22 protein-coding genes and 1 pseudogene are annotated in these 24,839 nt (G+C 66.0%); 9 read left to right on the top strand and 14 right to left on the bottom strand.

What is annotated here, in order from left to right:
• Positions 1-173, bottom strand: a pseudogene (locus FFS27_RS33550) (hypothetical protein); the annotation flags it as partial.
• Positions 174-534: 361 nt separating this feature from the next.
• Here FFS27_RS33550 and FFS27_RS08610 point away from each other — a divergent pair.
• Together FFS27_RS08610 and FFS27_RS08605 are read left to right on the top strand one after the other, a co-directional pair.
• Positions 535-2,292 carry a cation:proton antiporter gene (locus FFS27_RS08610; RefSeq protein ID WP_003099684.1) on the top strand — a complete coding sequence of 586 codons (1,758 nt, stop codon included), beginning with the start codon at positions 535-537 and terminating at the stop codon, positions 2,290-2,292.
• A 315-nt stretch (positions 2,293-2,607) separates the two neighbouring features.
• Entirely contained in the window at positions 2,608-3,915 is a 1,308-nt protein-coding gene (locus FFS27_RS08605; RefSeq protein ID WP_003097074.1) for an MFS transporter, read from the top strand.
• A gap of 336 nt (positions 3,916-4,251) precedes the next feature.
• On the opposite strand, the gene tonB1 is transcribed toward FFS27_RS08605, so the two are convergent.
• Positions 4,252-5,268 carry an energy transducer TonB1 gene (gene tonB1 / locus FFS27_RS08595; RefSeq protein ID WP_023101743.1) on the bottom strand — a complete coding sequence of 339 codons (1,017 nt, stop codon included), beginning with the start codon at positions 5,266-5,268 and terminating at the stop codon, positions 4,252-4,254.
• A 92-nt stretch (positions 5,269-5,360) separates the two neighbouring features.
• Complete coding sequence (locus tag FFS27_RS08590) at positions 5,361-6,329, bottom strand: CobW family GTP-binding protein (RefSeq protein ID WP_023101744.1); 969 nt, start codon at positions 6,327-6,329, stop codon at positions 5,361-5,363.
• 102 nt (positions 6,330-6,431) lie between these two features.
• Between FFS27_RS08590 and FFS27_RS08585 the strand changes: the two genes are divergently transcribed.
• Positions 6,432-6,800 carry a hypothetical protein gene (locus tag FFS27_RS08585; protein WP_003097081.1) on the top strand — a complete coding sequence of 123 codons (369 nt, stop codon included), beginning with the start codon at positions 6,432-6,434 and terminating at the stop codon, positions 6,798-6,800.
• A 152-nt stretch (positions 6,801-6,952) separates the two neighbouring features.
• On the opposite strand, the gene FFS27_RS08580 is transcribed toward FFS27_RS08585, so the two are convergent.
• Genes FFS27_RS08580 through dksA form a run of 3 tightly spaced genes read right to left on the bottom strand, consistent with a single transcriptional unit; the run spans position 6,953 to position 9,212 of the window.
• The gene (locus FFS27_RS08580) at positions 6,953-7,594 is read right to left on the bottom strand and encodes a DUF1826 domain-containing protein (RefSeq protein WP_003142157.1); all 642 of its coding nucleotides are present in this window, start codon (positions 7,592-7,594) and stop codon (positions 6,953-6,955) included.
• Positions 7,591-8,793: a zinc metallochaperone GTPase ZigA gene (gene zigA, locus FFS27_RS08575; RefSeq protein ID WP_003097084.1), complete on the bottom strand. Its 1,203-nt coding sequence runs from the start codon at positions 8,791-8,793 to the stop codon at positions 7,591-7,593. Before zigA ends, FFS27_RS08580 begins: the two co-directional genes overlap by 4 nt.
• A 14-nt stretch (positions 8,794-8,807) precedes the next feature.
• The gene (gene dksA, locus FFS27_RS08570) at positions 8,808-9,212 is read right to left on the bottom strand and encodes an RNA polymerase-binding protein DksA (RefSeq protein WP_003097086.1); all 405 of its coding nucleotides are present in this window, start codon (positions 9,210-9,212) and stop codon (positions 8,808-8,810) included.
• 112 nt (positions 9,213-9,324) lie between these two features.
• Here dksA and FFS27_RS08565 point away from each other — a divergent pair, with 112 nt between their 5' ends.
• Positions 9,325-9,741, top strand: a complete 417-nt coding sequence (locus tag FFS27_RS08565) for a hypothetical protein (RefSeq protein WP_003097088.1) — start codon at positions 9,325-9,327, stop codon at positions 9,739-9,741.
• On the opposite strand, the gene FFS27_RS08560 is transcribed toward FFS27_RS08565, so the two are convergent.
• Entirely contained in the window at positions 9,719-10,912 is a 1,194-nt protein-coding gene (locus tag FFS27_RS08560) for an N-acetylmuramoyl-L-alanine amidase (protein WP_021263210.1), read from the bottom strand. The genes FFS27_RS08565 and FFS27_RS08560 overlap by 23 nt on opposite strands.
• A gap of 99 nt (positions 10,913-11,011) precedes the next feature.
• Between FFS27_RS08560 and folE2 the strand changes: the two genes are divergently transcribed.
• Genes folE2 through FFS27_RS08545 form a run of 3 tightly spaced genes read left to right on the top strand, consistent with a single transcriptional unit; the run spans position 11,012 to position 13,805 of the window.
• Entirely contained in the window at positions 11,012-11,908 is an 897-nt protein-coding gene (folE2, locus tag FFS27_RS08555; protein WP_003142159.1) for a GTP cyclohydrolase FolE2, read from the top strand.
• Positions 11,905-12,465 carry a gamma carbonic anhydrase family protein gene (locus tag FFS27_RS08550; RefSeq protein WP_003099663.1) on the top strand — a complete coding sequence of 187 codons (561 nt, stop codon included), beginning with the start codon at positions 11,905-11,907 and terminating at the stop codon, positions 12,463-12,465. Before folE2 ends, FFS27_RS08550 begins: the two co-directional genes overlap by 4 nt.
• Before the next feature lie 2 nt (positions 12,466-12,467).
• Positions 12,468-13,805, top strand: coding sequence for a dihydroorotase (locus FFS27_RS08545; RefSeq protein WP_003097095.1), 1,338 nt, complete (start codon positions 12,468-12,470; stop codon positions 13,803-13,805).
• Positions 13,806-13,849: 44 nt separating this feature from the next.
• Here FFS27_RS08545 and FFS27_RS08540 read toward each other — a convergent pair whose 3' ends face one another.
• The 5 genes from FFS27_RS08540 to cfaB form a co-directional block, all read right to left on the bottom strand.
• Positions 13,850-15,094, bottom strand: a complete 1,245-nt coding sequence (locus FFS27_RS08540; protein ID WP_003097097.1) for a serine hydrolase domain-containing protein — start codon at positions 15,092-15,094, stop codon at positions 13,850-13,852.
• A gap of 86 nt (positions 15,095-15,180) precedes the next feature.
• Positions 15,181-15,579, bottom strand: coding sequence for a DUF1850 domain-containing protein (locus FFS27_RS08535; RefSeq protein WP_003142164.1), 399 nt, complete (start codon positions 15,577-15,579; stop codon positions 15,181-15,183).
• The gene (locus tag FFS27_RS08530) at positions 15,576-17,600 is read right to left on the bottom strand and encodes a TRAP transporter permease (protein ID WP_021263213.1); all 2,025 of its coding nucleotides are present in this window, start codon (positions 17,598-17,600) and stop codon (positions 15,576-15,578) included. The genes FFS27_RS08535 and FFS27_RS08530 overlap by 4 nt, the downstream gene beginning before the upstream one ends.
• 74 nt (positions 17,601-17,674) lie before the next feature.
• Complete coding sequence (locus tag FFS27_RS08525; protein ID WP_003142168.1) at positions 17,675-18,634, bottom strand: TAXI family TRAP transporter solute-binding subunit; 960 nt, start codon at positions 18,632-18,634, stop codon at positions 17,675-17,677.
• Positions 18,635-18,797: 163 nt separating this feature from the next.
• A complete protein-coding gene (gene cfaB, locus FFS27_RS08520; protein WP_003109143.1) occupies positions 18,798-19,982 on the bottom strand; it encodes a C17 cyclopropane fatty acid synthase CfaB in 1,185 nt (394 codons plus the stop codon).
• Between the two features lie 237 nt (positions 19,983-20,219).
• Here cfaB and FFS27_RS08515 point away from each other — a divergent pair, with 237 nt between their 5' ends.
• Both FFS27_RS08515 and FFS27_RS08510 read left to right on the top strand, forming a co-directional pair.
• Entirely contained in the window at positions 20,220-20,843 is a 624-nt protein-coding gene (locus FFS27_RS08515; RefSeq protein ID WP_003097106.1) for an HAD-IB family phosphatase, read from the top strand.
• A gap of 359 nt (positions 20,844-21,202) precedes the next feature.
• On the top strand, positions 21,203-22,408 hold the full coding sequence (locus FFS27_RS08510; RefSeq protein ID WP_021263214.1) for an MFS transporter: 1,206 nt from the start codon (positions 21,203-21,205) through the stop codon (positions 22,406-22,408).
• Positions 22,409-22,471: 63 nt separating this feature from the next.
• On the opposite strand, the gene glmS is transcribed toward FFS27_RS08510, so the two are convergent.
• Together glmS and FFS27_RS08500 are read right to left on the bottom strand one after the other, a co-directional pair.
• Entirely contained in the window at positions 22,472-24,307 is a 1,836-nt protein-coding gene (gene glmS / locus FFS27_RS08505) for a glutamine--fructose-6-phosphate transaminase (isomerizing) (protein WP_021263216.1), read from the bottom strand.
• A gap of 15 nt (positions 24,308-24,322) precedes the next feature.
• Positions 24,323-24,839, bottom strand: a 517-nt coding sequence (locus tag FFS27_RS08500; protein WP_137951973.1) for an XRE family transcriptional regulator, incomplete at its 5' end; no start/stop codon positions are given.

Genomic DNA, 24,839 nt, shown 5'->3' with positions numbered 1-24,839 from the left:
GCGTTGGGGGCGGCAGCAGTGGCGTTCGGCGCAGTGGCCGGCTGCGCCTGGCGGGTCTGGTGGCTGGGTGCCGAGCCGAGGCTCTTGCCGCCGCCGAAGCGCTTGGCATTGGCATCCAGGCTGACGGTCAGCGCCAGGCAGAAGGCGAGGGCGATGCTGAGAACACGCTGCATTGTAGTCTTTCTCTCTTGGGGGAATCGACGCGCGCCATGTTGCGGCGGTACGGGCGACAGGACCAGCCGGATTTTGTTTCGGGCTATTGCTCCCCGGCCGCCGTTTTTTCGCCCGCCGCGTCTGGCTCGCGGGTCGGCGCCAGGGTACACCTTCGTTGCCGGGGACGACAGGCATGCACGCGGATCGGCGCGCGAAGATCCGCCCGGCGACCCGGGAAGCACAACGCAGAGCCTCGCCGAAACGTCTGTTACAGTTTTTTTCAGCCCACCGATCAAGCACTTGCGGATGCTAGTCTGCGGGTCTGCGAGGCCGCCCGGTCGCCGCGTCTGCCGACCCATTCCCCGAGCGAGGACCGCCGCCATGCATGCCGTCGATTTCATCCAGGACCTCGCCGTGATCATGCTGGTGGCGGGTGTGGTCACTATCCTCTTCCACCGCCTGCGCCAACCGGTGGTCCTCGGCTACATCGTCGCCGGCTTCATCATCGGCCCGCACACCCCGCCCTTCGGACTGATCCACGACGAAGACACGATCAAGACCCTGGCCGAACTCGGGGTGATCTTCCTGATGTTCTGCCTCGGCCTGGAGTTCAGCCTGCGCAAGCTCTTCCAGGTCGGCGCCACGGCGTTCATCGCGGCGTTCCTGGAAATCGTCCTGATGATCTGGATCGGCTTCGAGATCGGTCGCTTCTTCGAGTGGAGCACCATGGACTCGCTGTTCCTCGGCGCGATCCTGGCGATCTCCTCCACCACCATCATCGTCAAGGCGCTCGGCGACCTGAAGATGAAGAACGAGCGCTTCGCCCAACTGATCTTCGGCGTGCTGATCGTCGAGGACATCCTCGGCATCGGCATCATCGCCCTGCTGTCGGGAATCGCCGTGAGCGGTTCGGTGGAAACCGGCGAGGTGTTCTCCACGGTCGGCAAGCTCAGCCTGTTCATGATCGTCGCGCTGGTCGTCGGCATCCTCCTGGTGCCACGCCTGCTGGCCTACGTGGCGAAGTTCGAGAGCAACGAGATGCTGCTGGTCACCGTGCTCGGCCTGTGCTTCGGCTTCTGCCTGCTGGTGGTGAAGCTGGAATACAGCATGGTGCTCGGCGCCTTCCTGATCGGCGCGATCATGGCCGAGTCGCGCCAGTTGGTGCAGATCGAACGATTGATCGAGCCGGTCCGTGACATGTTCAGTGCGATCTTCTTCGTCGCCATCGGCCTGCTGATCGACCCGAAGATCCTCGTCGAGTACGCCTGGCCGATCGCCCTGATCACCGTCGCGGTAGTGCTCGGCAAGATGTTCTCCTGCGGCATGGGTGCGTTCATCGCCGGCAACGACGGACGCACTTCGCTGCGGGTCGGCATGGGCCTGTCGCAGATCGGCGAGTTCTCCTTCATCATCGCCGCCCTGGGCATGACTCTGAAAGTCACCAGCGACTTCCTCTACCCGGTGGCGGTAGCGGTCTCGGCCATCACCACCCTGCTCACCCCGTACCTGATCCGCGCCGCCGACCCGCTCTCGCAGCACCTGGCCAACGCCATGCCGCAGCGCATGGCGAGGATCTTCGGCCACTACGGCGACTGGCTGCGCAGCATCCAGCCGCAGGGCGACCGTGCGGTGCTGGCGGCGATGATCCGGCGCATCCTGCTGCAGGTCGGGGTGAACCTGGCGCTGGTGATCGCGATCTTCCTCGCCGGCGGTTATTTCGCCGATACGCTTTCCGCCTGGATGAGCCAGTGGGTCGCCTACGACGGGCTACACAAGGCATTGATCTGGGGCGGCGCGCTGCTGGTCTCGCTGGCCTTCCTGATCGCCGCGTACCGCAAGCTCAAGGCCCTGTCGATGCTGCTGGCCGAACTCGGGGTCAAGCCGGAGAAAGCCGGACGCCATACGGCGCGGGTACGTCGGGTGATCTCCGAGATCATCCCGCTGCTGTCGCTGGCCGGCATGATGGTGCTGCTGGCGGCGCTCAGCTCGAGCATCCTGCCGCCGGGCGAGTTGCTGGTCGTAGTGGTGCTGGTCGCCGGCCTGGTGATCGCAGTGCTCTGGCGCTGGCTGATCCGCGTGCATTCGCGGATGCAGATCGCGCTGATGGAAACCCTCGACCAGGAAAAGGGCAGCCACTGAGAGCCAAGCGATCCCGGCCTGCCGTCGAATCGGCGGATAACCACGCTGCGGTTATTCGCCCTCGCCTGCATCTGGTGTCGCTATCGGACCCTTTGCCCTGAAGGATCGGCGGATTTCCGCTTATCCACTCTCCCGGTCGGCGGACTCCCGCTCGGCCAAGACCACCCCGCTCCTCTTCCAACCCAGTCCCCACGCGGCTTTCCCGCGTTGGCACGGCACCTGCTATCGAGCCATCCAATACGTCGCCCTCGCGATGTGCCGGTGTGCTGCGCCCTGATCAGCACATCCAAGACAACAACGAAAAGAGGAAACACGATGGAAAGCGCCAACGCCATTTCCGCGTCTGCCCAGCCCCGCACCACTTCGCAACGCATCAAGTCGATCTTCAGCGGTTCCGTCGGCAACCTGGTCGAGTGGTACGACTGGTACGTCTACGCCGCCTTCTCGCTGTACTTCGCAAAGGCATTCTTCCCCCAGGGCGACATGACCGCCCAACTGCTGAACACCGCAGCTATCTTCGCTGTGGGCTTCCTGATGCGCCCGATCGGTGGCTGGCTGATGGGTATCTATGCCGACCGCAAGGGCCGCAAGGCGGCGTTGCTGGCCTCGGTGCTGCTGATGTGCTTTGGCTCGCTGATCATCGCCCTGACCCCCAGCTATGAAACCATCGGCGTCGCCGCGCCGATCCTGCTGGTGGTCGCGCGCCTGCTCCAGGGCCTGTCGGTCGGCGGCGAATACGGCACCTCTGCCACCTACCTGAGCGAGATGGCGAACAAGGAACAGCGCGGGTTCTTCTCCAGCTTCCAGTACGTGACCCTGATTTCCGGCCAGCTCATCGCCCTGGCGGTGCTGATCGTCCTGCAACAGACCCTGACCGTAGAACAACTGGAAAGCTGGGGCTGGCGCGTCCCCTTCTTCATCGGCGCGCTGTGTGCAGTGGTGGCGATGTTCCTGCGTCGCGGCATGGAAGAGACCGAGTCCTTCTCGAAGAAGAAGGAAGAGCCGAAGGAAAGCCTGCTGCGCACCCTGCTGCGCCACCCGAAGGAAGTGCTGACCGTGGTCGGCCTGACCATGGGCGGCACCCTGGCCTTCTACACCTACACCACCTACATGCAGAAGTACCTGGTGAACACGGTAGGCATGAGCAAGACCGATTCGACCATGATCTCGGCTGCCACCCTGTTCCTCTTCATGCTGCTGCAGCCCATCGTCGGCGCCCTCTCCGACAAGATCGGCCGGCGGCCGATCCTGATCGCCTTCGGCGTACTCGGCACCGTCTTCACCTACCCGATCCTCAGCACCCTGCACAGCGTCGACAGCTGGTGGGGAGCGTTCTTCCTGATCATGGCGGCGCTGGTGATCGTCAGCGGCTACACCTCGATCAATGCGGTGGTGAAGGCCGAACTGTTCCCCACCGAGATCCGCGCCCTGGGCGTCGGCCTGCCGTATGCCCTGACCGTGTCGATCTTCGGCGGCACCGCCGAATACGTTGCCTTGTGGTTCAAGAGCGTCGGCCTGGAGAGCGGCTTCTACTGGTACGTCACCGCCTGCATCGCCTGCTCGCTGCTGGTCTATGTGTTCATGAAGGACACCCAGAAGCACTCGAAGATCACGACCGATTGATTGAGCCTCGTGCTCATGGCCCCGACACACTCCGGGCCTTTTTATCCACAGGACGGCATCCCGACCGGAACCCTAGGGCGCGCAACGCCGGCGGAGTAATCCGCCGGTGCCCCTGCGTTCCACGGCGGATAACCGCAAGCGGTTATTCACCCTGCGGCTCGTCATTCCGGCGGGGCTGGAACCTTGGCGCGTAAACGCCGATCTCCTCGCGTTCCCACGGCGGAACAGCGCAAGGGGCCTGCCGTCCCCAGGCAGCGAGGCCCCGTCTGCGAGACCTACCGGGAATAAAAAAACCGCGCTCGAAGGCGCGGCTCTTTTCGTTGTCGGCGAACCGCCTCAGCGGCGCTTCTCGATCTTGAAGAAGAACATCTTGGTCGCCTGGCGGGCGACGATCTTGCCACCGCTGACACGCGGCTCGAAACGCCACTTGGCCATGGCCTGGCGCACTTCGCGGTCGAACATGCGCGACGGCACCGACTCCAGCACCTGGATGTCGTCAATGCGGCCATCGCTGGTGATGGTGAACAGCACCTTCACCCGGCCTTCGATACCCCGCGCCTGGGCCATCCGCGGATAGACCGGAGGATCCATGCGCAGCGGCTTGATGTCGCTGTCGTTGAGGCTGCCGCTGGGCAGGCCGGCCGGGCCTTGCGAGCCGCTGGGCGCAGTCTGCGCGCCGGGCGTGCTCTGCCCGACGGTAGGCGCGGGCGGCGGCGCGGCGCTGGACGGGCTGGGCTGGCTGGATGCTTCCGTGCTCGGCTCGGGTTCCGGCTTGGGTTTGGGTTCCGGCTTCGGCTTGGCCTTGGGAATGGCGTTTTCCACCGGTTTGGGCTTGGGCTTGGGTTTTTCCACCGGCTTCGGCTTCGGCGGCTCCGGCTTGGGTTCCTCGATCTTCGGCGGCGTCGGTTCCGGCGCGGCAGCCGGCGGCTGCGGGGTCGGCTCGGCCTTCTTCTCGAGCTGGACGAAATTCACCTGCATGGTCTTCGGCAGTTCGCCGTGGCCAAGGTTGAGTTCGGCCGGGGTCGGCATCACCCACACCAGCGCACCGATGATCGCCACATGCATCGCCACCGCCGCGCCGGAGGACAGCCACCAGCGCGACTTGGGCGGCTCGCCGGGGACGTCGTCGGGATCGCTGCCATGGGCGTAGGGGATCAGCACTTCCTCGACCGCCACTTCCTCGTCGCGGCGCGCACCGGAGCAGTCCACCACGCGCAGGTTGGGTTCTCCGCGCTGGGCATTCACGCATGGCAGGGACTCGCTTTCGTCTCCCTGGGCGGGAGCGGTGGGGTGGTCTTCGGCGAGCGCGGCCAGCGAAAAACGGTCAGGCGACCGTGAAGGCTGTGGCGACATGAGGGCGACCTGCGGAGAAGTGAAAGGTAAGGAAGTAGAGTCTTCTGATAATTATTATCATTCAGTCGCGTCCTCAGGGCAACCTTGGCGGATCATTCCGCGACCATCCGACACGCCAGGAACGCCTCTTCGAGCGCCTCTTCATCCGCGTCTGCGGCGAGGATCAGTTCCAGCCGATTATCCCGCCGCCACGAGGACTTGCCCCAGTTATCCACAAACGGCGCGGCATTCGCTGCATACCAACCGTCCGCGCAATGCAGCACCGCCTTGGCCCGCCGCAGTCCGGACAAACGGCTCAGCCAGGCGTCCACTGCGACCCGATCGAAACGCACCGACGGCGCCAGCCGCCAGCCGATGGCCAGCTGGCCGTCCTGCTCGCGCACGGCGCGCAGCGGTCGCTCGGCGGGCAGCACCGTTCCCAACTGAGCAGGCGCGTCCGGCAGGGCCGCCCAGGTCGTCGCGCTACCTTCCCCGGCAACGCTGGTCGGCAGATCGCGCAATGCCAGGTGGCCGCGCACGCTCCAGCGCAACGGCAGGACCGGCAGGCGCGCGCGCACGGCGCAGCGCTGCGTCGCGTCGAGCGCTTCGGATTTGTTCAGCAGCAACATGCCGGCCGCTTCCAGCGCCTGTTCCTGTGCCTCCGGCAGCGGTTGGCCGGAGGCCAGCGCGGCGGCATCCAGCACCACTACCAGGGGTTGCAGGGCCAGGACGCCGGACCAGGGAGGAGCCTGCAGCTGCTTCCACAGCGCCAGCGGATGTCCCAACCCGGAGGGTTCGATGAACAGCCGGTCCGGCCGTGCCCGACGCAACAAGCGACCGAGCCCCACCTGGAACGGCACGCCATTGACGCAGCAGAGGCACCCGCCCGCCACCTCGCCGATGGCCACGCCGTCGACGTCCGTGGCCAGCAGCGCGGCATCCAGGCCGATCTCGCCGAACTCGTTGACCAGCACCGCCCAGCGCTCGCCCGCCGGCTTCTGCGCCAGCAGCGAGCGGATCAGGCTGGTCTTGCCGGCCCCCAGGGGGCCGCCGATCAGGTGTGTGGGTATCTCTCGAAGCATCTGCGCAACCGGAATGTGAAAGCCTGTGGATCAATGCGGTCCTTGCCTGCGGGGAGCCAGGCCCCGTGCTAGAGTCGCGCCCGTCTGCAATGGAGTCCTCGCATGCGTCCGTTCCTGTTCTTCCTGTCCTGCCTGCCGGGCCTGGCCCTGGCCGAAGCCTGCATCGTCCATAGCCAGGCGAAGAATCTCGATGTGAAGGTCTGCCAGCAGAACCGCAGCATCCCGGCCAAGCTGTTCCGCGAAGGCTTCTGCCAGCCACAACTGCAGGGCCAGAAGGTCGAGGTGGCGTTCGCCGAGGAGTGTCCGACGGGCGCCTTCGGTGTCTGCCGCGACGCCAGGGTACCCAACGCGCCCTATCGGCAGGACATCTTCTACTACGGCATCGCGACCGACGCACGCTACCTGGAGCCGTTCTGCGCCAGCCAGAGCCAAGGCCGCTGGGAAGAGCCTAGCGCCGCGAAAAAGCCCTGAGCGCGTCATCAGCCTGTCACAGCGTCCGGGCTAAATGGGAGTCGGGTACCTCAGCACCCTTCGTCCCCATCCCCAAGGTAGGACGACTTTTTGGTGATAGGCCATCTGCGGATGGCCTTTTTTTATTCCTCGAAAGACACTTGTCCACAGGCTCAGGCAAGCCAGTCCAGGGTCAACAGCAGGCGCGCCAGCCCGGGCTCCGCTCGCGGCGAGCGATGCACCAGTCCGGCACCTTCGTTACCCTCCCAGCGTTCGCCCTTCAGCAGCGCCACGTCGCCTGTGGACAAGCTATGGATAAGCTGTTCATCGACAACTTCCGCCTGTGCTCCGCCAAGCAGCCGACGGTCCAGGCCGGACTCGTCCAGCCATTCGCTGGCAGCGCCCTGGTAGGTGGTGACCAGCCGCAGCGGCACGTGGTCGACGTGGAAACGCGGGCACATCGGTTTATCCAGAACGCGCAGGCGCAGGCCGATACGCCGCGCCCCGGTCAGGCAAAAGAAGGCCTCGACCAGCCAGCCCAGGTCGTCGAGGAAATCGGCTTGTCCCGGCAGTTGCCGCGCGTCGAGCAGACCGTCCAAGGCGGGTAGCCGTTCCTCTTCCATCTCCAGCGTCTGGCTCAGCGCCAGTCCCGGCCGGTTGCGTACCAGGGCGGCGGCGAAGTCGCGCAGCGCCGGGTTCAACCGGCGTGTCCAGACCGCCAGGTTGACCCCGTCGCGAAGCACCTCGGCCAGCACCTGGGGGTCTTCGCCGAACGCCTGGCGCGGCAACGGACTTTCCTGTGGCAGTGCGCTCATGCGGCGTGCCCCCAGTCCTCGAAGGGGTCGTCCAGGCCCTGCCAGCCCGGAATGCCCAGGTTCATCTCGGCATCATCCAGCAGGCAAGCATCGAGGGCTGCGCGCAGGGCCGTGAAGTCCAGGTTCTGGCCGATGAAAACCAGCTCTTGGCGACAGTCGCCGACGCCTTCCTCCCAGTGCCGCATGATCGCCCGCAGGCCCTCTTCGTCCTGTGGCCACTGTCCGGTCGGCACGAAGCGCCACCAGCGGCCCGCCAGGCCGTAGCGCATCAGGCCGCCGGCCTGCGACCAGCTGCCAGCCTCGCGGGGCCGGCTGGCGAGCCAGAAGAAGCCCTTGGAGCGCAGCAGCCGCCCCTGCTTCAGCGGATTGTGCAGGAAGGCGTGGAAGCGCGCGGGGTGGAACGGACGGCGCGCCCGGTAGGCCATGGAGGCGATGCCATATTCCTCGGTTTCCGGCAGGTGCTCGCCGCGCAGTTCCTTCAGCCAGCCCGGCGCGGACGCCGCGCGATCGAAATCGAAGCGACCGGTATCGAGGATCTTCGCCAGCGGCACCTGACCCATCACCATCGGCAGGATCTCCGCCTCGGCATTGAGCTGGCGCAGGATCGCCAGCAGTTCCTCGCGCTGCTCGCTGGAGATCAGGTCGATCTTGCTGACCAGGATCACATCGGCGAATTCGACCTGGTCGATCAGCAGGTCGGTGATCGAGCGCTGATCCTCCTCACCGAGGGTTTCGCCACGGCTGGCCAGGCTGGCGGCCTCCTGGTAGTCGCGGAGGAAATTCATCCCGTCGACCACCGTGACCATGGTATCCAGTCGCGCCACGTCGGACAGGCTGCGGTCCAGCTCGTCGCGGAAGGTGAAGGTCTCGGCCACCGGCATCGGTTCGGAAATCCCGGTGGACTCGATCAGCAGGTAGTCGAAGCGGCCTTCCCGGGCGAGACGGCCGACCTCTTCCAGCAGGTCTTCGCGCAGGGTGCAGCAGATACAGCCGTTGCTCATCTCCACCAGGCGCTCTTCAGCGCGGTTCAGGCTGACATCGCGCTGGACTTCGCTGCCATCGATATTGATTTCACTCATATCGTTGACGATCACCGCAACCCGGCGGTTCTCGCGGTTCTTCAGCACATGGTTGAGCAGCGTGCTCTTGCCGGCGCCGAGAAAGCCGGACAGCACGGTGACAGGTAGGCGTTGGTTCACGGTTGGTAACCTCTTCAGTTGTGCCGCACGTGGCGTTCGCGCTTCTCCTGGCGCTCTTTCGCCTCGATGCAGAGGGTGGCGGTGGGACGCAACAGCAGGCGGCGCAGGCCGATCGGCTCGCCGGTTTCCTGGCACCAGCCGTAGTCGCCGCGGGCCAGGCGCTCCAGCGCTTCGTCGATCTTGTCGAGCAGCTTCTTCTCCCGCTCCAGCAGGCGAAGTTGCCATTGCCGCTGTTCCTCGCGGGAAGCCAGGTCGGCCTCGTCGCTGGGGCGTTCGAGATCGCGCAGCTCGCCGAATTCGCCTTCGATGCGCGCCTGCAGTTCCTGGCGCTGGCGCAGCAGCAGGTCGCGGAAGAAGTCCTGCTGGGCTTCGTCCATGTAGGCAGCGTCGGGCTGGGCAAGCAGTTCCTGTTCGGTCATAGGCTGAACCTGGGAAATTTAAAACGTTATACTATAACAATTAACACCACAATCGATGGCCCGCCAATCGCCTTCCGGCTACCCTGGGCCCATGTCATCCCGGGATCCACCGATGCGCCGCGTCCTCCGCCTTTACTGCCTGGCCCTCCTGCTGCTCGCTCCGGCGGCACAGGCGCAGGGCTTTCTTCCCGGCACCCGCCCGGCGGAATGCGCCTACCTGCGCACCGTTCTGGCCTGCATGGATCGGCTGGGCAACCACTACAGCGTCGCCACCGGCGGCAACGACACCTGGCTGCGCGGATACGACGCGGCAAGCGGACGACGCTGGGCCCAGACCAATACGCGCTACGGGCGCCTGACCTTCTTCAGCGGCATCGCCAGCGACGGGGAAATCTGGGTCGGCCTCAGCCGCAACATCGGCTGGACCAGCGTCAGCCGCCTGAGCAGTTCATCGGGCCAGCGCCAACGCCTGACCTGCGGGCGGGTCAGCGGCTGCAGCGAAGGCCCTAGCCGGGAGGCTGCGCGCTGAGCGCCGCCAGGTAGCTGCCGGCGGGAGGGCGTTGCCGGAAGTAGCCCTGCACGCCAGCGAAGATCGCCTCGGCCAGGCGCTGGCGATGGCGTTCGTCCATCAACCGGCAACAATCGCCGCGATTCGAGATGAAGCCGGTCTCCACCAGGATCGAAGGGATGTCCGGCGACTTGAGCACGGCGAAGCCGGCCTGCTCGACACGCTTCTGGTGCAGCGCGGTGACGTCCGACAACTGGCCGAGAACGCTGTGGCCGAGGTCCAGGCTGCTGGCGATGGTCGAACTCAGGGCCATGTCGAGGATCACCCCGGCGAGTACCTTGTCGCGGCCCTGTAGCGGCAGGTTGCCGCTGTTGCCGATCAGGTCGGCGCCGTTCTCGCGATCGGCCATCCAGCGCGCCATGGTCGAGCTGGCGCCATGCTCGGAGAGGGCATATACCGATGCGCCGGAGGCGGTCAGTCGCGGCGCCGCGTCGGCGTGCACCGAGACGAACATGTCGGCGTTGTAGCGCCGAGCCACTTCCGGCCGCTTGCGCAGCGGAACGAACACGTCGCCGTTGCGCACCAGGCGCGCCTTGAAGCCTTTCTCGCGGTCGATCCGCCGCGCCAGCAGGCGGGCGATGGCCAGCGCCACGTCCTTTTCGCGCTCGCCCTTGCTACCGACCGCGCCGGGGTCCTTGCCGCCATGGCCGGCATCGACCACCACGAGGATGTCGCGGCCCGTCGAGGGTAGCGGGCGGGCCAGCGCCAGCATCGGCTCGGGGGGAGCCGCCAGCGCCTGTGGATAAAGGTCCAGGACCAGGCGATGGCCCTTTCCTGCCTGCGGTTCCAGGGCGAAGCTGCGCGGCCTGACCGCCTGGCGCAGGTCGAGGACGATGCGCGTCCCGCCGCCACCCAGTTGGCCGCTGCGGATGGCGCGCACGGGGCCGTCCAGCGGCAGCTCGGAGAGCGTTGCGAGCAATTGCGCGTCGGGCAGGTCGAGGATCAACCGCTCGGGGGCCTGCAGGGAAAAGGTTCGATAACGCGGCGGGCCGTCCAGTTCCAGCACCAGGCGCCAGCTTTCCGAGGAATTCCAGGCCCGGGCCTGGCGGATTCGTACATTGGCGCTGGCGGCCAGGAACGGCTGGAGGGCCAGGCCGGCGAGCAGGCTTTGCAGGAGGCGACGGCGCTTCATCGACGAAATACCCGATTGCAAGGGTCGGCATTAGCTAATACGTTATATTATAACGTTTAAGCCATTTCCAGGCCTTGCCTGCCCTTCTTCGAGTTCTCCATGAATGCCTTGACGCTTCCCGATATCGCCCGCCAGACCACCACCGCCGATCTTCCCCTGGACTGGGTCGGCATGCAGGGCATCGCCCTCCCCGTGCAGATCGGCGGGCAGAGGGTCGCCGCCGAAGCCGATGCCGGTGTCAGCCTGGACGACCCGCAGGCCCGCGGCATCCATATGTCGCGCCTCTACCTGGCGCTGGCCGAACTGGAACAGGGCGAGCTGGACCTTTCCCGCCTGCGCGCCGTCCTGCAACGCTTCCTCGACAGCCACGCCGGCCTGTCGCGTCGCGCCTACCTGCGCCTACGCCTCGCGCCGCTGCTGCGGCGTCCGGCGCTGGTCAGCCCGCTGAGCGGCTGGAAACGTTATCCACTGGTGCTGGACACGCGCCTGGAAGGCGATGACTTCCAGGCCGAAGTCCATCTCGAGCTGACCTACTCCTCGACCTGCCCCTGTTCGGCGGCACTGGCCCGGCAATTGATCCAGGAGCGCTTCGACCAGGACTTCGCCGGACAGCCGCTCGATCATGCCAGCGTGCTCGCCTGGCTCGGCAGCAGCGCCGGCATCGTCGCCACCCCGCACAGCCAGCGCAGCAGCGCGCACCTGCGCATCGGCCTGGCGGAAGACTGCATCGGACTGCCCCTGGAAGAGCTGGCGGATCTCGGCGAAAGCGCCCTCGGCACCGCGGTGCAGACTGCGGTGAAACGCGCCGACGAGCAGGCCTTCGCCCTCGCCAACGGACAGAACCTGATGTTCTGCGAAGACGCGGTGCGCCGGCTGCACCGCGCCCTGCAGGGTTATCCACAGGCGAGCCGGTTCTCCATACGGGTCGTCCATGCGGAAAGCCTGCATGCCCACGACGCCGTCGCCGAAAGCCACTGGCAACGAGGTGCCGCATGATCCGCAAGAATCCCTCCGGCGACCTGCCGGTGATCGACGAATCGGCCTATGTGGACAAGACCGCGATCATCTGCGGCAAGGTGATCATCCAGGCCAACGTCTTCGTCGGTCCCTACGCGGTGATCCGTGCCGACGAAGTCGACGCCGACGGCGGCATGCAACCGATCGTGATCGGCGCCAACTCGAACATCCAGGACGGCGTGGTGATCCATTCCAAGTCGGGTGCCGCGGTGACCATCGGCGAGCACAGCTCCATCGCCCACCGCTCCATCGTCCACGGTCCTTGCGAAGTCGGCGACCGGGTCTTCATCGGCTTCAACAGCGTGCTGTTCAACTGCCGGGTCGGCGATGGCTGCGTGGTCCGCCACAACGCGGTGGTCGACGGCTGCGACCTGCCAGCGGGTTTCTACGTCCCGTCCACCGAGCGCATCGGTCCGCGCACCGACCTGGCGAGCATGCCGCGGGTCAGCGTTTCGGCCAGCGAGTTCTCGGAAGACGTGGCGCGCACCAACGTCGACCTGGTACGCGGCTACAAGTCGCTGCAGAACGAGTTCTGAACATGCAAAGCCTGCTGATCCGCAATGCCCGGATGGTCAACGAGGGACAGGTACGCGAAGGCGATCTGCTGGTCCGCCACGGTCGCATCGAACGCATCGCCGGCTGCCTGGAAAACTGCGGCGCCAGCCGGGAGATCGATGCCGCCGGACGCTACCTGCTGCCGGGAATGATCGACGACCAGGTGCACTTCCGCGAGCCGGGTTATCCACAGAAGGGCTCGATCGCCAGCGAATCCCGCGCCGCCGTGGCGGGCGGCATCACCAGTTTCATGGACATGCCCAATACCCGCCCGGCGACGCTGAGCCTCGAAGCGCTGGCGGAAAAGAAGCGCCTCGCCGCCGCCCATAGCGTGGCCAACTACGGTTTCCACTTCGGCGTCAGCCGCGACAACCTCGACACCGTGGCCGCCCTCGATCCACGCGAGGTCGCCGCGGTGAAGGTGTTCATGGGCGCCTCCACCGGCGACATGCTGGTGGACGACCTGCCGACTCTGGAGCGCCTGTTCGCCAGCGTTCCGACCCTGCTGCTGAGCCATTGCGAAGACACGCCGCGGATCGAAGCCAACCTGGCGCGCTGGCGACAACGCTTCGGCGAACGTATTCCGGCAGCCGCCCACCCGCGCATTCGCGACGCCGAGGCTTGCTACCGTTCCACCGCCCTGGCGGTGGAACTGGCGCAACGACATGGCACGCTGCTGCATGTCCTGCACTTATCCACAGCGCGCGAACTGGCCCTGTTCGAGGACAAGCCGCTGTGCCAGAAACGCATCACCGCGGAAGTCTGCGTCCACCACCTGCTGTTCGACGACAGCGACTACGCCCGCCTCGGCCATCTGCTCAAGTGCAACCCGGCGATCAAGAGCCGCGAGGACCGCGACGCCCTGCGCAGGGCGCTGGCCGGCAACCGCCTGGACGTGATCGGCACCGACCACGCGCCGCACGCCTGGGCCGAGAAGCAGCAGGCTTATCCACAGGCGCCGGCCGGCCTGCCACTGGTCCAGCATGCGTTGCCGGCACTCCTGGAGCTGGTCCGCGAAGGCTGGCTGTCGCTGGCCACCCTGGTGGCGAAGACCAGCCACCGGGTCGCCGAACTGTTCGCCATCGCCGATCGCGGTTTCCTCCGCGAAGGCTACTGGGCCGACCTGGTGCTGGTCAGCGAACTGGAGCACCCGGCGCTGGCCAGCGCCATGCCGCTGCTGTCGCGCTGCAACTGGACGCCGTTCCGCCACCGGGCATTCCACCATCGGATCGATACCACCATCGTCTCCGGGCAACTCGCCTGGCACGCGGGACGCCTGTCCGACGATTGCCAGGGACTGCCCCTGCGGTTTTCCCGCTGAAGTCTTGTCCACAGCCTGCTGTGGATATCCGTTCGCCCACGGCCCTAGCGCAGGGCTTTCACCGCCGCGCCAAGGAAGGCATAGGTCTCCTCCTCGCGATCGTCCATCTCCGGCTTCGGCCAGGCGCTCCAGACCACCGCCACGATCTTCTCCTTGCGGTTGATGTAGAGGTACTGGCCGAAGATGCCCTGGGCTTCGAAGGCCCCGCCGTCATGCTCGGGCAGGGCCTTGGCGCCCACCGGGAAGGTCCACCACTGGTAGCCGTAGCCGAGCGCGTATTCGCCATCGTAGAGCTTGCCCGGGGCCAGGTGGGAAGAAGCCTCGACGCGACTGGCACGATCGACCCAACCCTCGGGAAGGATACGTTCGCCATCGATCACCCCATCCTCGAGGACGAACTGGCCGAAGCGGCCATAGTCGCGCAGGGTCGCGCTCAAGCCGCTGCTGCCGATCTCTTGCCCGGCCGGCGATTCCAGTTGCCAGAAGCCGTCGCTCTCCATGCCCATCCGCGCCCAGATCCGCTCGGACAGGTAGTCGCTCACCGGAATGCGGGTCGCCGCGTGCAGCAGCTCGCTCTGCAGGTGCGACTCGCCGGTGCTGTAGGTGAAGTGGGTACCGGTCGGGTACTGCCGCGGCAGGCTCGCCAGCAGCCGCAGGATGCCACCGGGACGTTCGGCGAGCTGGGCGTCGAACATCTGCCGGCGGTCGGACTTCGGATCGCGATAGGTCTCGTTCCAGCGGACCCCGGAACTCATCTGCAGGACCTGCTCCACCGTAACCCCCTGGTAGGCGGAGCCGGCCAGGCTCGGCAGGTACTTGTCCACAGGCTGGTCGAGAGCCAGCAGGCCCTGCTGCACGGCGGCGCCCACCAGGGTCGAGGAGATCGACTTGACCACCGAGAACGAGGTCCAGCGCGTGCGTTCGTCGTTGCCCAGGCCGTAGCGCTCCAGGGCGACCTTGCCATCCTTGAGGACCAGCACGCCGCCAACGCGGTTGCGCCGCATGAAATCGTCGACGCCGTATTCCTCGCCGCCGATCCGGTAGCGCGGCGCGATGGCCACACCCGCCGGCAGCGGACGGACCTTGGTCCCCTTGTGGATAACCCGGGTCGGATAGACCTTGTCCATGTTCCGGTAGGTGTCCGGCTGGTATTCCGGGATCAGTTCATAGAGATCGGCGGCACGGCCGATCCGCGGGTTTTCCACAGCCGCGTCGGCGCCGGCCGAGCCGCTTGCCGAGACGAACAGTGCCAGCAGGGCCGGCCGGAAGACGGATATACAGCTACGCATGGACGTTTTCCTTATGACCGGAAGCAGCTCCGGCTTCGTCGTTTTTATGGATGTGGACTGGCGTCGCAGGGTTATCCACAGGACGTTCAGTCGCTCGGGCCCCGTATCGGACACGCCCAGAGTTCGACCGCCGGGCGCTCAGGGTCCGGCGGACCGATCCAGCGCGCCAGCGCATCGCAGCGCCCCTGACGGCAGATCCGGTAGTCGCCGGCCTCCGGTGTGCGCCCCAGCCGCAACGGTTGCAGCGGCGGCACCCCACGGTGGTAATGCCAGGCGCCGTCACGCAGCACGGCGCCCTCGGGAATCTCCATCCCCGCCCCGCTGCCCCGCACCCGGGCCTCTTCCAGCAGCAGGCCGCGCTCGCTCAGGCGATAGTCTTCTTCCCAGAGCACCTTCTCGACCGTGTGTTGCCAGGCCAGGGTGAACGACTGCAGCGGCAGCGTCGCCCAGACGCTGCCGGCCATGCCCAGGCACAGCGCGATCACGCCACCGCCTCGCGCGCACGCTGGCGCCAGAGGTGCCAGCCGATCACCAGCGCGCCGAAGACGAAGCCCAGCTCGTCGCTGATCGGCAAGGCCAGGACCAGGCTGGCTCCCGCGGCGAACGCCACCAGGCGCTCCCACCAGGCCAGCGGCCCCTGCAGGTAGCCGATGGAAGCCATGCCCCACAGGCCGATGGCCAGCACCGCCTTGCAGGTGACATAGAGCGTCGCCCCCCAACCGCCTTCCTGCAGCATCAGCGCCGGGGAATACACCGCCATGAACGGCACCACGAAACCCGCCAGGGCGATGCGCACCGCCCAGAAGCTGATCTTCAATCCCCTTTCCTTGGCGATCGGCGCCGCCGCGAAGCAGGCCAGCGCCACCGGAGGGGTGAGGTCGGCGAGGATGCCGAAGTAGAAGACGAACATGTGCGAGACGATCAGCGGCACCCCCAGTTCCAGCAGCGCCGGCGCGGCGATGGAGCTGGTGATGATGTAGTTGGGGATGGTCGGGATGCCCATTCCCAGGACCAGGCAGGTGACCATGGTCAGGACCAGCGACAGCAGCAGGTTCTCCCGTCCCAGGTCGAGCACGTAGCTGGCGAAGGTGGTGGCGATGCCGGTCAGCGAAATCACCCCGATGATGACTCCCACCAGGGTGCAGGCGATGCCCACCGGAATCGCATGTCGCGCACCTTCTGCGAGGGCGCGGACGCAGATGCGCAGGGTTTCCCGGCCGCCACGGACGAACCAGCAGGCCAGGGCCAGGGCCGCGATCACAACGAAGATCACTCCGATGCCGAGGCGGAAGAACCCCGCGCAGAGCAGCCCCAGCGCCACCCAGAAGGCGATGCGCAGGCCGAGCGAGGACACCCGCAGGATGATCGCCGAACCGAGGATGACGATGGCGGTCAGCGCCAGACCAATGGTTCCGGAGAACAGCGGCGTGCGCCCGGAGAACAGCAGCGCGATCAGCACCAGCAACGGAATCAGCAGGAACCAGCGCTCGCGGACGGCACCCCAGGCGCTCGGACACTGCTCGCGCGGCAGGCCCTTGAGGTCGGCCCGGCGGGCCTCGAGATGGACCATCCAGTACACCGAGCCGAAATACAGCAAGGCCGGGATCAGCGCCGCCTTGGCGATCTCCACGTAGGGGACGTTGATGGTCTCGGCCATGATGAACGCCACCGCCCCCATCACCGGCGGCATCAGTTGGCTGCCCATGCTCGCGGTCGCCTCGACGCCGCCGGCGAACGCCGGCTTGTAGCCGAAACGCTTCATCAGCGGGATGGTGAACTGTCCGGTGGTGACCACGTTGGCCACGCCGGAGCCGGTGATGGTGCCCATCAGCGCCGAGGAGAATACCGAGACCTTGGCCGGCCCGCCGACCCGGTGGCCGAACAGGCCCATGGCGAAATCGGTGAACAGGCGGATCATGCCGGCCTGCTCGAGGAAGGCGCCGAACAGGATGAACAGATAGATGTAGGTTGCCGACACGTAGGTCGGCGTGCCGTAGAGACCTTCGGTACCGAACGACAGCTGGTTGACGATCTGGTCGAAGCCGTAGCCGCGGTGGACCAGGTCGCCCGGCAGGTGTTCGCCGAACAGGCCATAGGCAAGAAACAGCGCGCAGATGATCGGCAAGGCGATGCCCATCACCCGTCGCGCCGCCTCGAAGACCAGGACGATCAGCACCACGCCGACGACCATGTCGGCCTGGGTCAGCTCTCCGGAGCGCTGGATCAGGTCGGCCTCGAAAACCCACTGGTAAACCGCCGTGCCCAGGCCGGCCATGCCCAGCAACCAGGCCAACGGCTGCCAGGGGCGACGTATGCCGAAGGCGGGATAGCTGATGTACACCACCAGCAACAGCAGTCCGACGTGCATTGCCCGCAGGACCTGGGTGGAAATCAGGGGAAAGGCCGCGGTGACGACCTGGAACACGGAAAAGGCCAGGGCCACGGCGAACAGCGCGCGCGGCCAGTTTTCCGCCTCGAGGTGCAGCCCGTTCTGATGATCGCTCATGCATCGACTCCCTACAGCCGGAAACGCGGGGAACCCGGTCCGCCGCACGGACCGGGGCTACGGAGAAACGGGCCTCACTCGGGCAGTACGCCCTTCTCCTTGTAGAAGCGCTCGGCGCCGGGATGCAGCGGAATCGGCAGGTTCTTCGCCGCCTTGTCCAGGGCGATGTCCTTGGCGGCAGCATGGGCGGTGACCAGGCGCGGCAGGTTGTCGAACATCAGCTTGGTCATCTGGTAGGCCAGCTCGTCGCTGACCCCGGAGTGGCTGACCAGGATATTGTCGATCGCCACCGTCGGCACGTCCTGCTCCTGGCCGTCGTAGGTGCCGGCGGGAATGCTCGCGGCGTGGTAGGCCGGGCTGTCGATCTTCGCCACCACGTCCGCCGGGATCGCGACGAAGGTGATCGGCATGGTCGAGGCCAGGTCGCGGATGGCCGCCATGCCCAAGCCGGAGGATTGCAGCGTAGCGTCGAGCTGGCGGTTCTTGATCAGCTCCACCGACTCGGCGTAGGGCAGGTACTCCACCTTGCCCATGTCCTCGTAGCTCAGGCCGGCGGCCTTGAAGATCGCCCGGGCGTTCAGCTCGGTACCGCTCTTGGGCGCGCCCACCGAAATGCGTTTGCCTTTCAGGTCGGCCAGGGTCTTGATGCCCGAGGCTTGGCTGGCCACTACCTGGATATAGTTCGGATAGGTATTGCCGATAGCCCGCAGCTTTTTCAACGGCGCCTTGAAGCCGGCGTCGGCGACCCCGTTCCAGGCGTCGGCGACCGAGTCGCCCAGCGCCAGCGCCAGTTCTCCACGCCCGGCCTGCAGCAGGTTGAGGTTCTCGACCGAGGCCTTGGTGGCCTGCACCGAGGTTTTCGCGGCCTGGATATCGTGCCCGTAGATCTGCGAGAGGCCGACCCCTATGGGGTAATAGACCCCGCTGGTGCCGCCGGTGAGGATATTGATGAAGGTCGGCGCGGCGAAGACCGCGGTACTGAAGGTCACCGTTGCGGCAAGCGTGAAAAGACCGAAGCGTCTGCTCAGCGACATGGGAAGTCTCCTGTTCTTATCGTTGTTGTCGCGCTGTCGCGGAAGCGTCCCGGCTTCCCTCGACCGCGCAGGACTTCGTGCAGACTAGACCGCCCCGCCACGCAGGACAATCCGCAAGGACCGATTGCGCGACCGGCTCCGCAAGGGAGCCGGTCGCCGGCGTTCAGGCGTACAGGTCGCGCCGCGACCAGGGCAGCTCGTGGGAGCCATCCTCGTGGGGGCGAATGGCGAGGATCTGGTGCAGGTTGATCCAGCCGCGCTTGAAGCCGTAGGCACATCCGGCCAGGTACAGCCGCCAGATCCGCAGGGTTTCCTCGGGCACCAGGCGAGCCGCCTCCTTCAGCCTGGCTTCCAGGTTGGCGCTCCAAAAGTCCAGGGTCCGGGCGTAGTGCAGACGCAGGCTTTCCACGTCGACTACTTCCAGCCCGGCTTCGCTCATCCGCGCCACCGCCAGCGACAGGTGCGGCAGCTCGCCGTGGGGAAACACGTAGCGATCGATGAAGTCGCCGGCCCCCTTGCCCACCGGGCGGCCGTCGGTGTAGCGCGAGGTGATGCCGTGGTTCATCACCAGGCCGCCGGGACGCACCGCATCGTACAGTTGCTGGAAGTACAGCCCCAGATTGGCGTGCCCGACGTGCTCGAACATGCCGACGCTGACCACCTTGTCGAAGCGACCATCGCGCGGCAGGTCGCGGTAGTCCAGCAGCTTGAGGGTGACCCGGTCCTCCAGGCCTTCGGCCTTGACCCGCTTCCGCCCGAGCGCCAGCTGCTCCTTGCTCAATGTGATGCCAGTGACCTCGACGCCGAACTCGCGAGCGGCCAGGCGCGCCAGGCCCCCCCAGCCGCAACCGACATCGAGCAGCTTCTCGCCCGGCTGCAAACGCAGCTTGCGGCACAGGTGACGGAGCTTGGCCAGTTGCGCGGTGGCGAGGTCTTCCTTGCCGGTCTCGAAATAAGCGCAGGAATAGACCATTTCCGGATCCAGCCAGAGCTGGTAGAAATCGTTGGACAGGTCGTAGTGGTAATGGATGGCTTCGGCGTCGGTGTCCTTGTCGTGGCTTTCGCGAACCGGCGGCGCGCCGCCATCGGGTTCGCCGAGCGCTTCGCTGAGGGCATCGCCGATACCGATGACCTGGCTGATCGGTCCTTCGATGTCGAGACGCTTCTCGACGTAGGCCTTGCCCAGCGCATCGAGGCTGGGATGGGTGATCTCGGTTAGCAGCGAGGGATCGCGAATGACCATGGTTACCTGTGGATCCGGCCCCAGATCGAACGCCTGAGCATCGCCGATGCGGATCCGCAACGGCAGTTGCAGGGACAGCAACTCAGAGGGGAGCTGTGCAATCATGCCAAACCTCCTGGTCACAAGACGGAATCACTATAGTCCAGTACCTTGATAGAGTTTTGCTATCGGCTACTTAGCCTCCTATCTATCGATGCAAAACCCCTGAACACTCGGATTCAGGTTAGCAGCCAGTCTGCCTATGAATAATTGACAGTTTTGATATACAAACTTTCCCTTGCTGCAATAACGGAACGACGCATAGTCCGTGTCAAAGGAAAGGAAGCGATATAAGGAACGCCGATGAACGAGACCGTGTCCCTCGAAACACGCGAAGTACGCTTTCTCTCCGTGTTCGACTTCGACGGTACGCTGACATACCGAGACAGCTTCGTGCCCTTCCTGCGCTTCGCCTTCGGCAACCGAGTGTTCGTCCGCCGCATGCTGCGCATGGCAGGACCCAGCCTGGCCTATCTCTGCCGGCGTATCGGCCGCGACGACCTGAAGGCGCGCCTGATCGCCACCTTCCTCACCGATGTGCCCGTACATGTGCTGGAAGAGCGGGCGCTGGCCTACCAGAACCGCTTCTGGGAAACACTGATGCGTCCCCACGCATTGACCGCGGTGGCCGACCAGGTCAGCAGCGGCAGCACCGTGACCATCTGTTCCGCCTCCCCTTCGCTGCTACTCAGGCCGTTCGCCGAGAAGCTCGGGGTGCACCTGATCGCCACCGAGCTGGAAGTGGTAGACGGCGTACTGACCGGCAGGATCGTCGGCCGCAACTGCCGGCGCGACGAGAAAGTCTGCCGCCTGGAGCGGCACTACGGTCCGCTGACCCAATACTCCCTGCGCGCCTGGGGCGACTCGCGCGGCGATACGGAACTGCTGGCGGCGGCGCTGGAGCGCTTCTGGAAACCGTTCCGCTGACCTGTTGCCGGGTATGGTCTGGTCCGAGTATCAATCCAAAGTGGGAACCAAACCGGGGCGAATGTCGCGATATCCGGCAGGAGAGCAGAATTCGGCTAACGTTCCGATAGGGTAGTTTCTCCTGCGCTCCCAAGCCCGGGCGGTTCCGCTTGCGGCGATACTCCGAAGCCTTCTTCGATGAAATCGTGCACTGGCGCCCGGAATCTCGCTTCGTTCCCTTCTGTTCTCCCCGCCGTTCCCGCACCAGCCACACAACCATCCCTTCCATAGCCCGAGCGGTTCATCCCTGGCCCTGGCGCCGGCTCCGCGAGCCGGCGCCCCCTTGGCGTTCGTCCGCTCATTCAGCCAAAGAGAACATCATGAACCAGAAAATTTCCCCGCCTTCACAGAAGCTCGACGGCCTGTTCCTGCTGGCCCTGTCGATGGCCGTGTTCTTCGTCGGCGTGACCGAGTTCATGCTGTCCTCCATGCTCGGGCCGCTGGCGCAGGCGTTCCACACCACTACCAGCGGCGCCGCCTGGCTGATCTCCAGCTACGCGTTCTCCTATGCGATCGCCGCGCCGTTGCTGGGCTACTTCTCCGACCGCATGCAACGCAGGAAGCTGCTGCTGCTCGCCCTGATCCTCTTCGCCGTCGATACCCTGGCCATCGTCATCGCCCCGACCCTGGAAATTGCCGTTGTCCTGCGGGTAATCGGGGGCATCGCCTCGGCAATCATCATTCCGACCACCTTCGCCCTGGTCGCGGAGGTGGTCGCCCCGCAAAGACAGGCCGGTGCCATGGGCCAGGTGATGCTCGGCATGACCCTCGGCATTGCCGCCGGCCCGGCACTGGCCGGCCTCCTCTCGGACTTCTTCGGCTGGGCGACGCCCTTCCTGATGGTCTCGTGCGGTTGCGTGCTGGTCTTCCTGATGGCGCGCCAGCGCCTTCCCGTGCAAGCCGTGGCACCGCGCGCCGAGGGCCACGCGCTGGGCTGGTGCAGGCAATGGAGCATCCTCAGGCCACTGATCGCCAAGGGGGCCTGGAACGGCACCGGGGTCGCCGGCCTGCTTCTCTCGGGAGAGGTGCTGCGCCAGCGCTACGGCTTCAGCACCGCGCAGATAGGCGTCAGCATCGCCGCCTTCGGCGTGGGCCTGGCCGTGGGCAACCTCGCCGCGGGTTACCTGCAACGTTATCTGAAGCGCGACGAAGACATGCTCCTGCTGGTGCTGGCGCTCCTGGTGCTATCGATGTCGACCTTCATGCTCCTGCCGCTAACGTGGCCCGTGGCACTCTGCTGCCTGGGCGCCTGGGGCGCCGCGCTGGGCCTGGGCGCGCCGGCGGGCACGGTGGTACTCGCCTCGCGCTCCGGGCCGGACAAGGGCATGGTGCTGTCGTTCGCCGAGACGTTCAACAACATCGCTATTCTCGCCAGCGTGCCCCTGGCTGTGCGACTGCTGGAGCTGAGGGGGCCGCCCGCCACCCTGTGGGTATTGGGCATCGGCCTGGGGATCGGCGCCTGGCTCACCGTGCTGGACTGGTTCGCCAGCCGCAGGAGCGACGAGGCGCTGCCGTTGCGCGATTGACGGCGAGCGCCGCGATCACCGGGGCCGCATGCCTGCCCCGGCTTCTCGGGTACGCGGCCAGCGTTACTCGACGGTGACCGACTTGGCCAGGTTGCGCGGCTGGTCGACGTCGGTGCCCTTGAGCACGGCGACATGGTACGAGAGCAATTGCAACGGGATGGTGTAAAGGATCGGCGAGAGCACGTCGCCGATGTGCGGCATGCCCACCACATGGGTGCCCTCGCCGGCCTCGATGCCCGCGCCTTCGTCGGCGAACACCACCAGTTCGCCGCCGCGGGCGCGGACTTCCTGCAGGTTCGACTTGAGCTTCTCCACCAGCTCGTTGTTCGGCGCCACGGTAACCACCGGCATGTCGCTGTCCACCAGCGCCAGCGGGCCATGCTTGAGTTCGCCGGCCGGGTAGGCTTCGGCATGGATATAGGAAATTTCCTTGAGCTTCAGCGCGCCTTCCAGGGCCACCGGGAACTGCGCGCCACGGCCGAGGAACAGGGTGTGGTGCTTCTCGGCGAACAGCTCGGAAACCTTCTCCACCGTCCGGTTCATCGCCAGCGCCTCGCCCAGCCGGGTCGGCAGGCGACGCAGTTCGTCCACCAGCTCGGCTTCGACGCCATCGGCCAGGCGCTTCTGCACCTGGCCGATGCCCAGGGTCAGCAGCAGCAGGGCGACCAACTGGGTGGTGAAGGCCTTGGTCGAGGCCACGCCGATTTCCGGGCCGGCCTGGGTCAGCAGGGTCAGGTCGGATTCGCGCACCAGCGAACTGGTGGCAACGTTGCAGATCGCCACGCTGGAGAGGAAGCCCAGCTCCTTGGCGTTGCGCAGGGCAGCCAGGGTGTCGGCGGTCTCACCGGACTGGGAGATGGTGACGAACAGGCAATCCGACTGCACCGCGACCTTGCGGTAGCGGAACTCGCTGGCGACCTCCACCTGGCAGGGAATCCCTGTCAGGCTTTCCAGCCAGTAACGGGCGACCATGCCGGCGTGGTAGCTGGTACCGCAGGCGACGATCTGCACGTTGCGAACCTTGGCGAACAGCTCCGCCGCCTGCGGGCCGAAGCTTTCCACCATTACCTGGTTCTGCCCGAGGCGGCCTTCCAGGGTGCGCTGCACGACGCTGGGCTGCTCGTGGATTTCCTTGAGCATGAAGTGCCGGTACTCGCCCTTGTCGGCGGCTTCGGCGCCTTCGTGGTACTGCACGGTCTCGCGCTGCACGTCGTTGCCCTGGACATCCCACAGGCGCACGCTGTCGCGACGGATCTCGGCGATATCGCCTTCTTCCAGGTAGATGAAGCGGTCGGTCACCTGGCGCAGCGCCAGTTGGTCGGAAGCGAGGAAGTTCTCGCCAAGCCCGAGGCCGATCACCAGCGGGCTGCCGCTGCGGGCGGCGACGATGCGGTCCGGCTGCGCCGCGCTGATCACTGCCAGGCCATAGGCCCCGTGCAATTCCTTGACCGCGTCCTTCAGCGCCAGGGTCAGGTCGCCGATGGACTGCAGCTTGTGATGCAGCAGGTGGACGATGACCTCGGTGTCGGTTTGCGAGGTGAACACGTAGCCCAGGCCCTTGAGCCGCTCACGGAGAGGTTCGTGGTTCTCGATGATGCCGTTGTGCACCACCGCCAGTTCGTCGCTGGAGAAATGCGGGTGGGCGTTGCCTTCGGTTGGCGCGCCGTGGGTCGCCCAGCGGGTATGGGCGATGCCCAGGCGGCCGAGCAGCGGCGTACCGGCCAGGCCTTCCTCCAGGCTGGCGACCTTGCCGACCCGGCGGCAGCGCTGCAGCCTGCCTTCGTTATCGAAGACCGCCACGCCGGCGCTGTCGTAGCCGCGATACTCGAGGCGCTTGAGGCCTTCGATGAGGATGGGGGTGATGTTGCGCTCGGCGATCGCGCCTACGATTCCACACATGGGGTCTTTCTCCTTTCAGGGCTCGACCGGGGCGCAGATCAGCGTGACGCCCCGGGCGGTTATCTTTTCGCGCGCGGAAGGTTCCAGGCGCTCGTCGGTAATCAGGGTATGGATGCTGCTCCAGGGCAATTCCTGGTTGGGAATGCGCCGACCGACCTTGTCGGCCTCGGCCATGACGATCACCTCGCGGGCGACCTCGGCCATCACCCGGCTCAGGCCCAGCAATTCGTTGAACGTGGTCGTCCCGCGTTCGAGATCGATGCCGTCGGCACCGATGAATAGTTGGTCGAAGTCATAGGAACGCAGCACCTGCTCGGCAACCTGCCCCTGGAACGACTCGGAATGCGGATCCCAGGTCCCCCCGGTCATCAGCAGCACCGGCTCGTGCTCCAGTTCGCGCAGGGCGTTGACCACGTTCAGTGAGTTGGTCATCACCACCAGGCCCGGCTTGTGCCCGAGTTCGGGGATCATCGCCGCGGTGGTGCTGCCACTGTCGATGATGATCCGCGCATGCTCGCGGATCATCATCGAC

Source organism: Pseudomonas sp. 2VD (genome assembly GCF_005503585.1).
Classification (GTDB): Bacteria; Pseudomonadota; Gammaproteobacteria; order Pseudomonadales; family Pseudomonadaceae; genus Pseudomonas; species Pseudomonas aeruginosa.
The sequence above is the reverse complement of the archived record's forward strand: the minus strand, read 5'-3'. Positions and strand labels throughout refer to the sequence as shown.

Coding starts and splice junctions, on each gene's coding strand:
- FFS27_RS08610 (WP_003099684.1), top strand. CDS start 535: ATGCATGCCGTCGATTTCATCCAGGACCTCGCCGTGATCATGCTGGTG.
- FFS27_RS08605 (WP_003097074.1), top strand. CDS start 2,608: ATGGAAAGCGCCAACGCCATTTCCGCGTCTGCCCAGCCCCGCACCACT.
- tonB1 (WP_023101743.1), bottom strand. CDS start 5,268: ATGTCGCCACAGCCTTCACGGTCGCCTGACCGTTTTTCGCTGGCCGCG.
- FFS27_RS08590 (WP_023101744.1), bottom strand. CDS start 6,329: ATGCTTCGAGAGATACCCACACACCTGATCGGCGGCCCCCTGGGGGCC.
- FFS27_RS08585 (WP_003097081.1), top strand. CDS start 6,432: ATGCGTCCGTTCCTGTTCTTCCTGTCCTGCCTGCCGGGCCTGGCCCTG.
- FFS27_RS08580 (WP_003142157.1), bottom strand. CDS start 7,594: ATGAGCGCACTGCCACAGGAAAGTCCGTTGCCGCGCCAGGCGTTCGGC.
- dksA (WP_003097086.1), bottom strand. CDS start 9,212: ATGACCGAACAGGAACTGCTTGCCCAGCCCGACGCTGCCTACATGGAC.
- FFS27_RS08565 (WP_003097088.1), top strand. CDS start 9,325: ATGCGCCGCGTCCTCCGCCTTTACTGCCTGGCCCTCCTGCTGCTCGCT.
- FFS27_RS08560 (WP_021263210.1), bottom strand. CDS start 10,912: ATGAAGCGCCGTCGCCTCCTGCAAAGCCTGCTCGCCGGCCTGGCCCTC.
- folE2 (WP_003142159.1), top strand. CDS start 11,012: ATGAATGCCTTGACGCTTCCCGATATCGCCCGCCAGACCACCACCGCC.
- FFS27_RS08550 (WP_003099663.1), top strand. CDS start 11,905: ATGATCCGCAAGAATCCCTCCGGCGACCTGCCGGTGATCGACGAATCG.
- FFS27_RS08545 (WP_003097095.1), top strand. CDS start 12,468: ATGCAAAGCCTGCTGATCCGCAATGCCCGGATGGTCAACGAGGGACAG.
- FFS27_RS08540 (WP_003097097.1), bottom strand. CDS start 15,094: ATGCGTAGCTGTATATCCGTCTTCCGGCCGGCCCTGCTGGCACTGTTC.
- FFS27_RS08530 (WP_021263213.1), bottom strand. CDS start 17,600: ATGAGCGATCATCAGAACGGGCTGCACCTCGAGGCGGAAAACTGGCCG.
- FFS27_RS08525 (WP_003142168.1), bottom strand. CDS start 18,634: ATGTCGCTGAGCAGACGCTTCGGTCTTTTCACGCTTGCCGCAACGGTG.
- cfaB (WP_003109143.1), bottom strand. CDS start 19,982: ATGATTGCACAGCTCCCCTCTGAGTTGCTGTCCCTGCAACTGCCGTTG.
- FFS27_RS08515 (WP_003097106.1), top strand. CDS start 20,220: ATGAACGAGACCGTGTCCCTCGAAACACGCGAAGTACGCTTTCTCTCC.
- FFS27_RS08510 (WP_021263214.1), top strand. CDS start 21,203: ATGAACCAGAAAATTTCCCCGCCTTCACAGAAGCTCGACGGCCTGTTC.
- glmS (WP_021263216.1), bottom strand. CDS start 24,307: ATGTGTGGAATCGTAGGCGCGATCGCCGAGCGCAACATCACCCCCATC.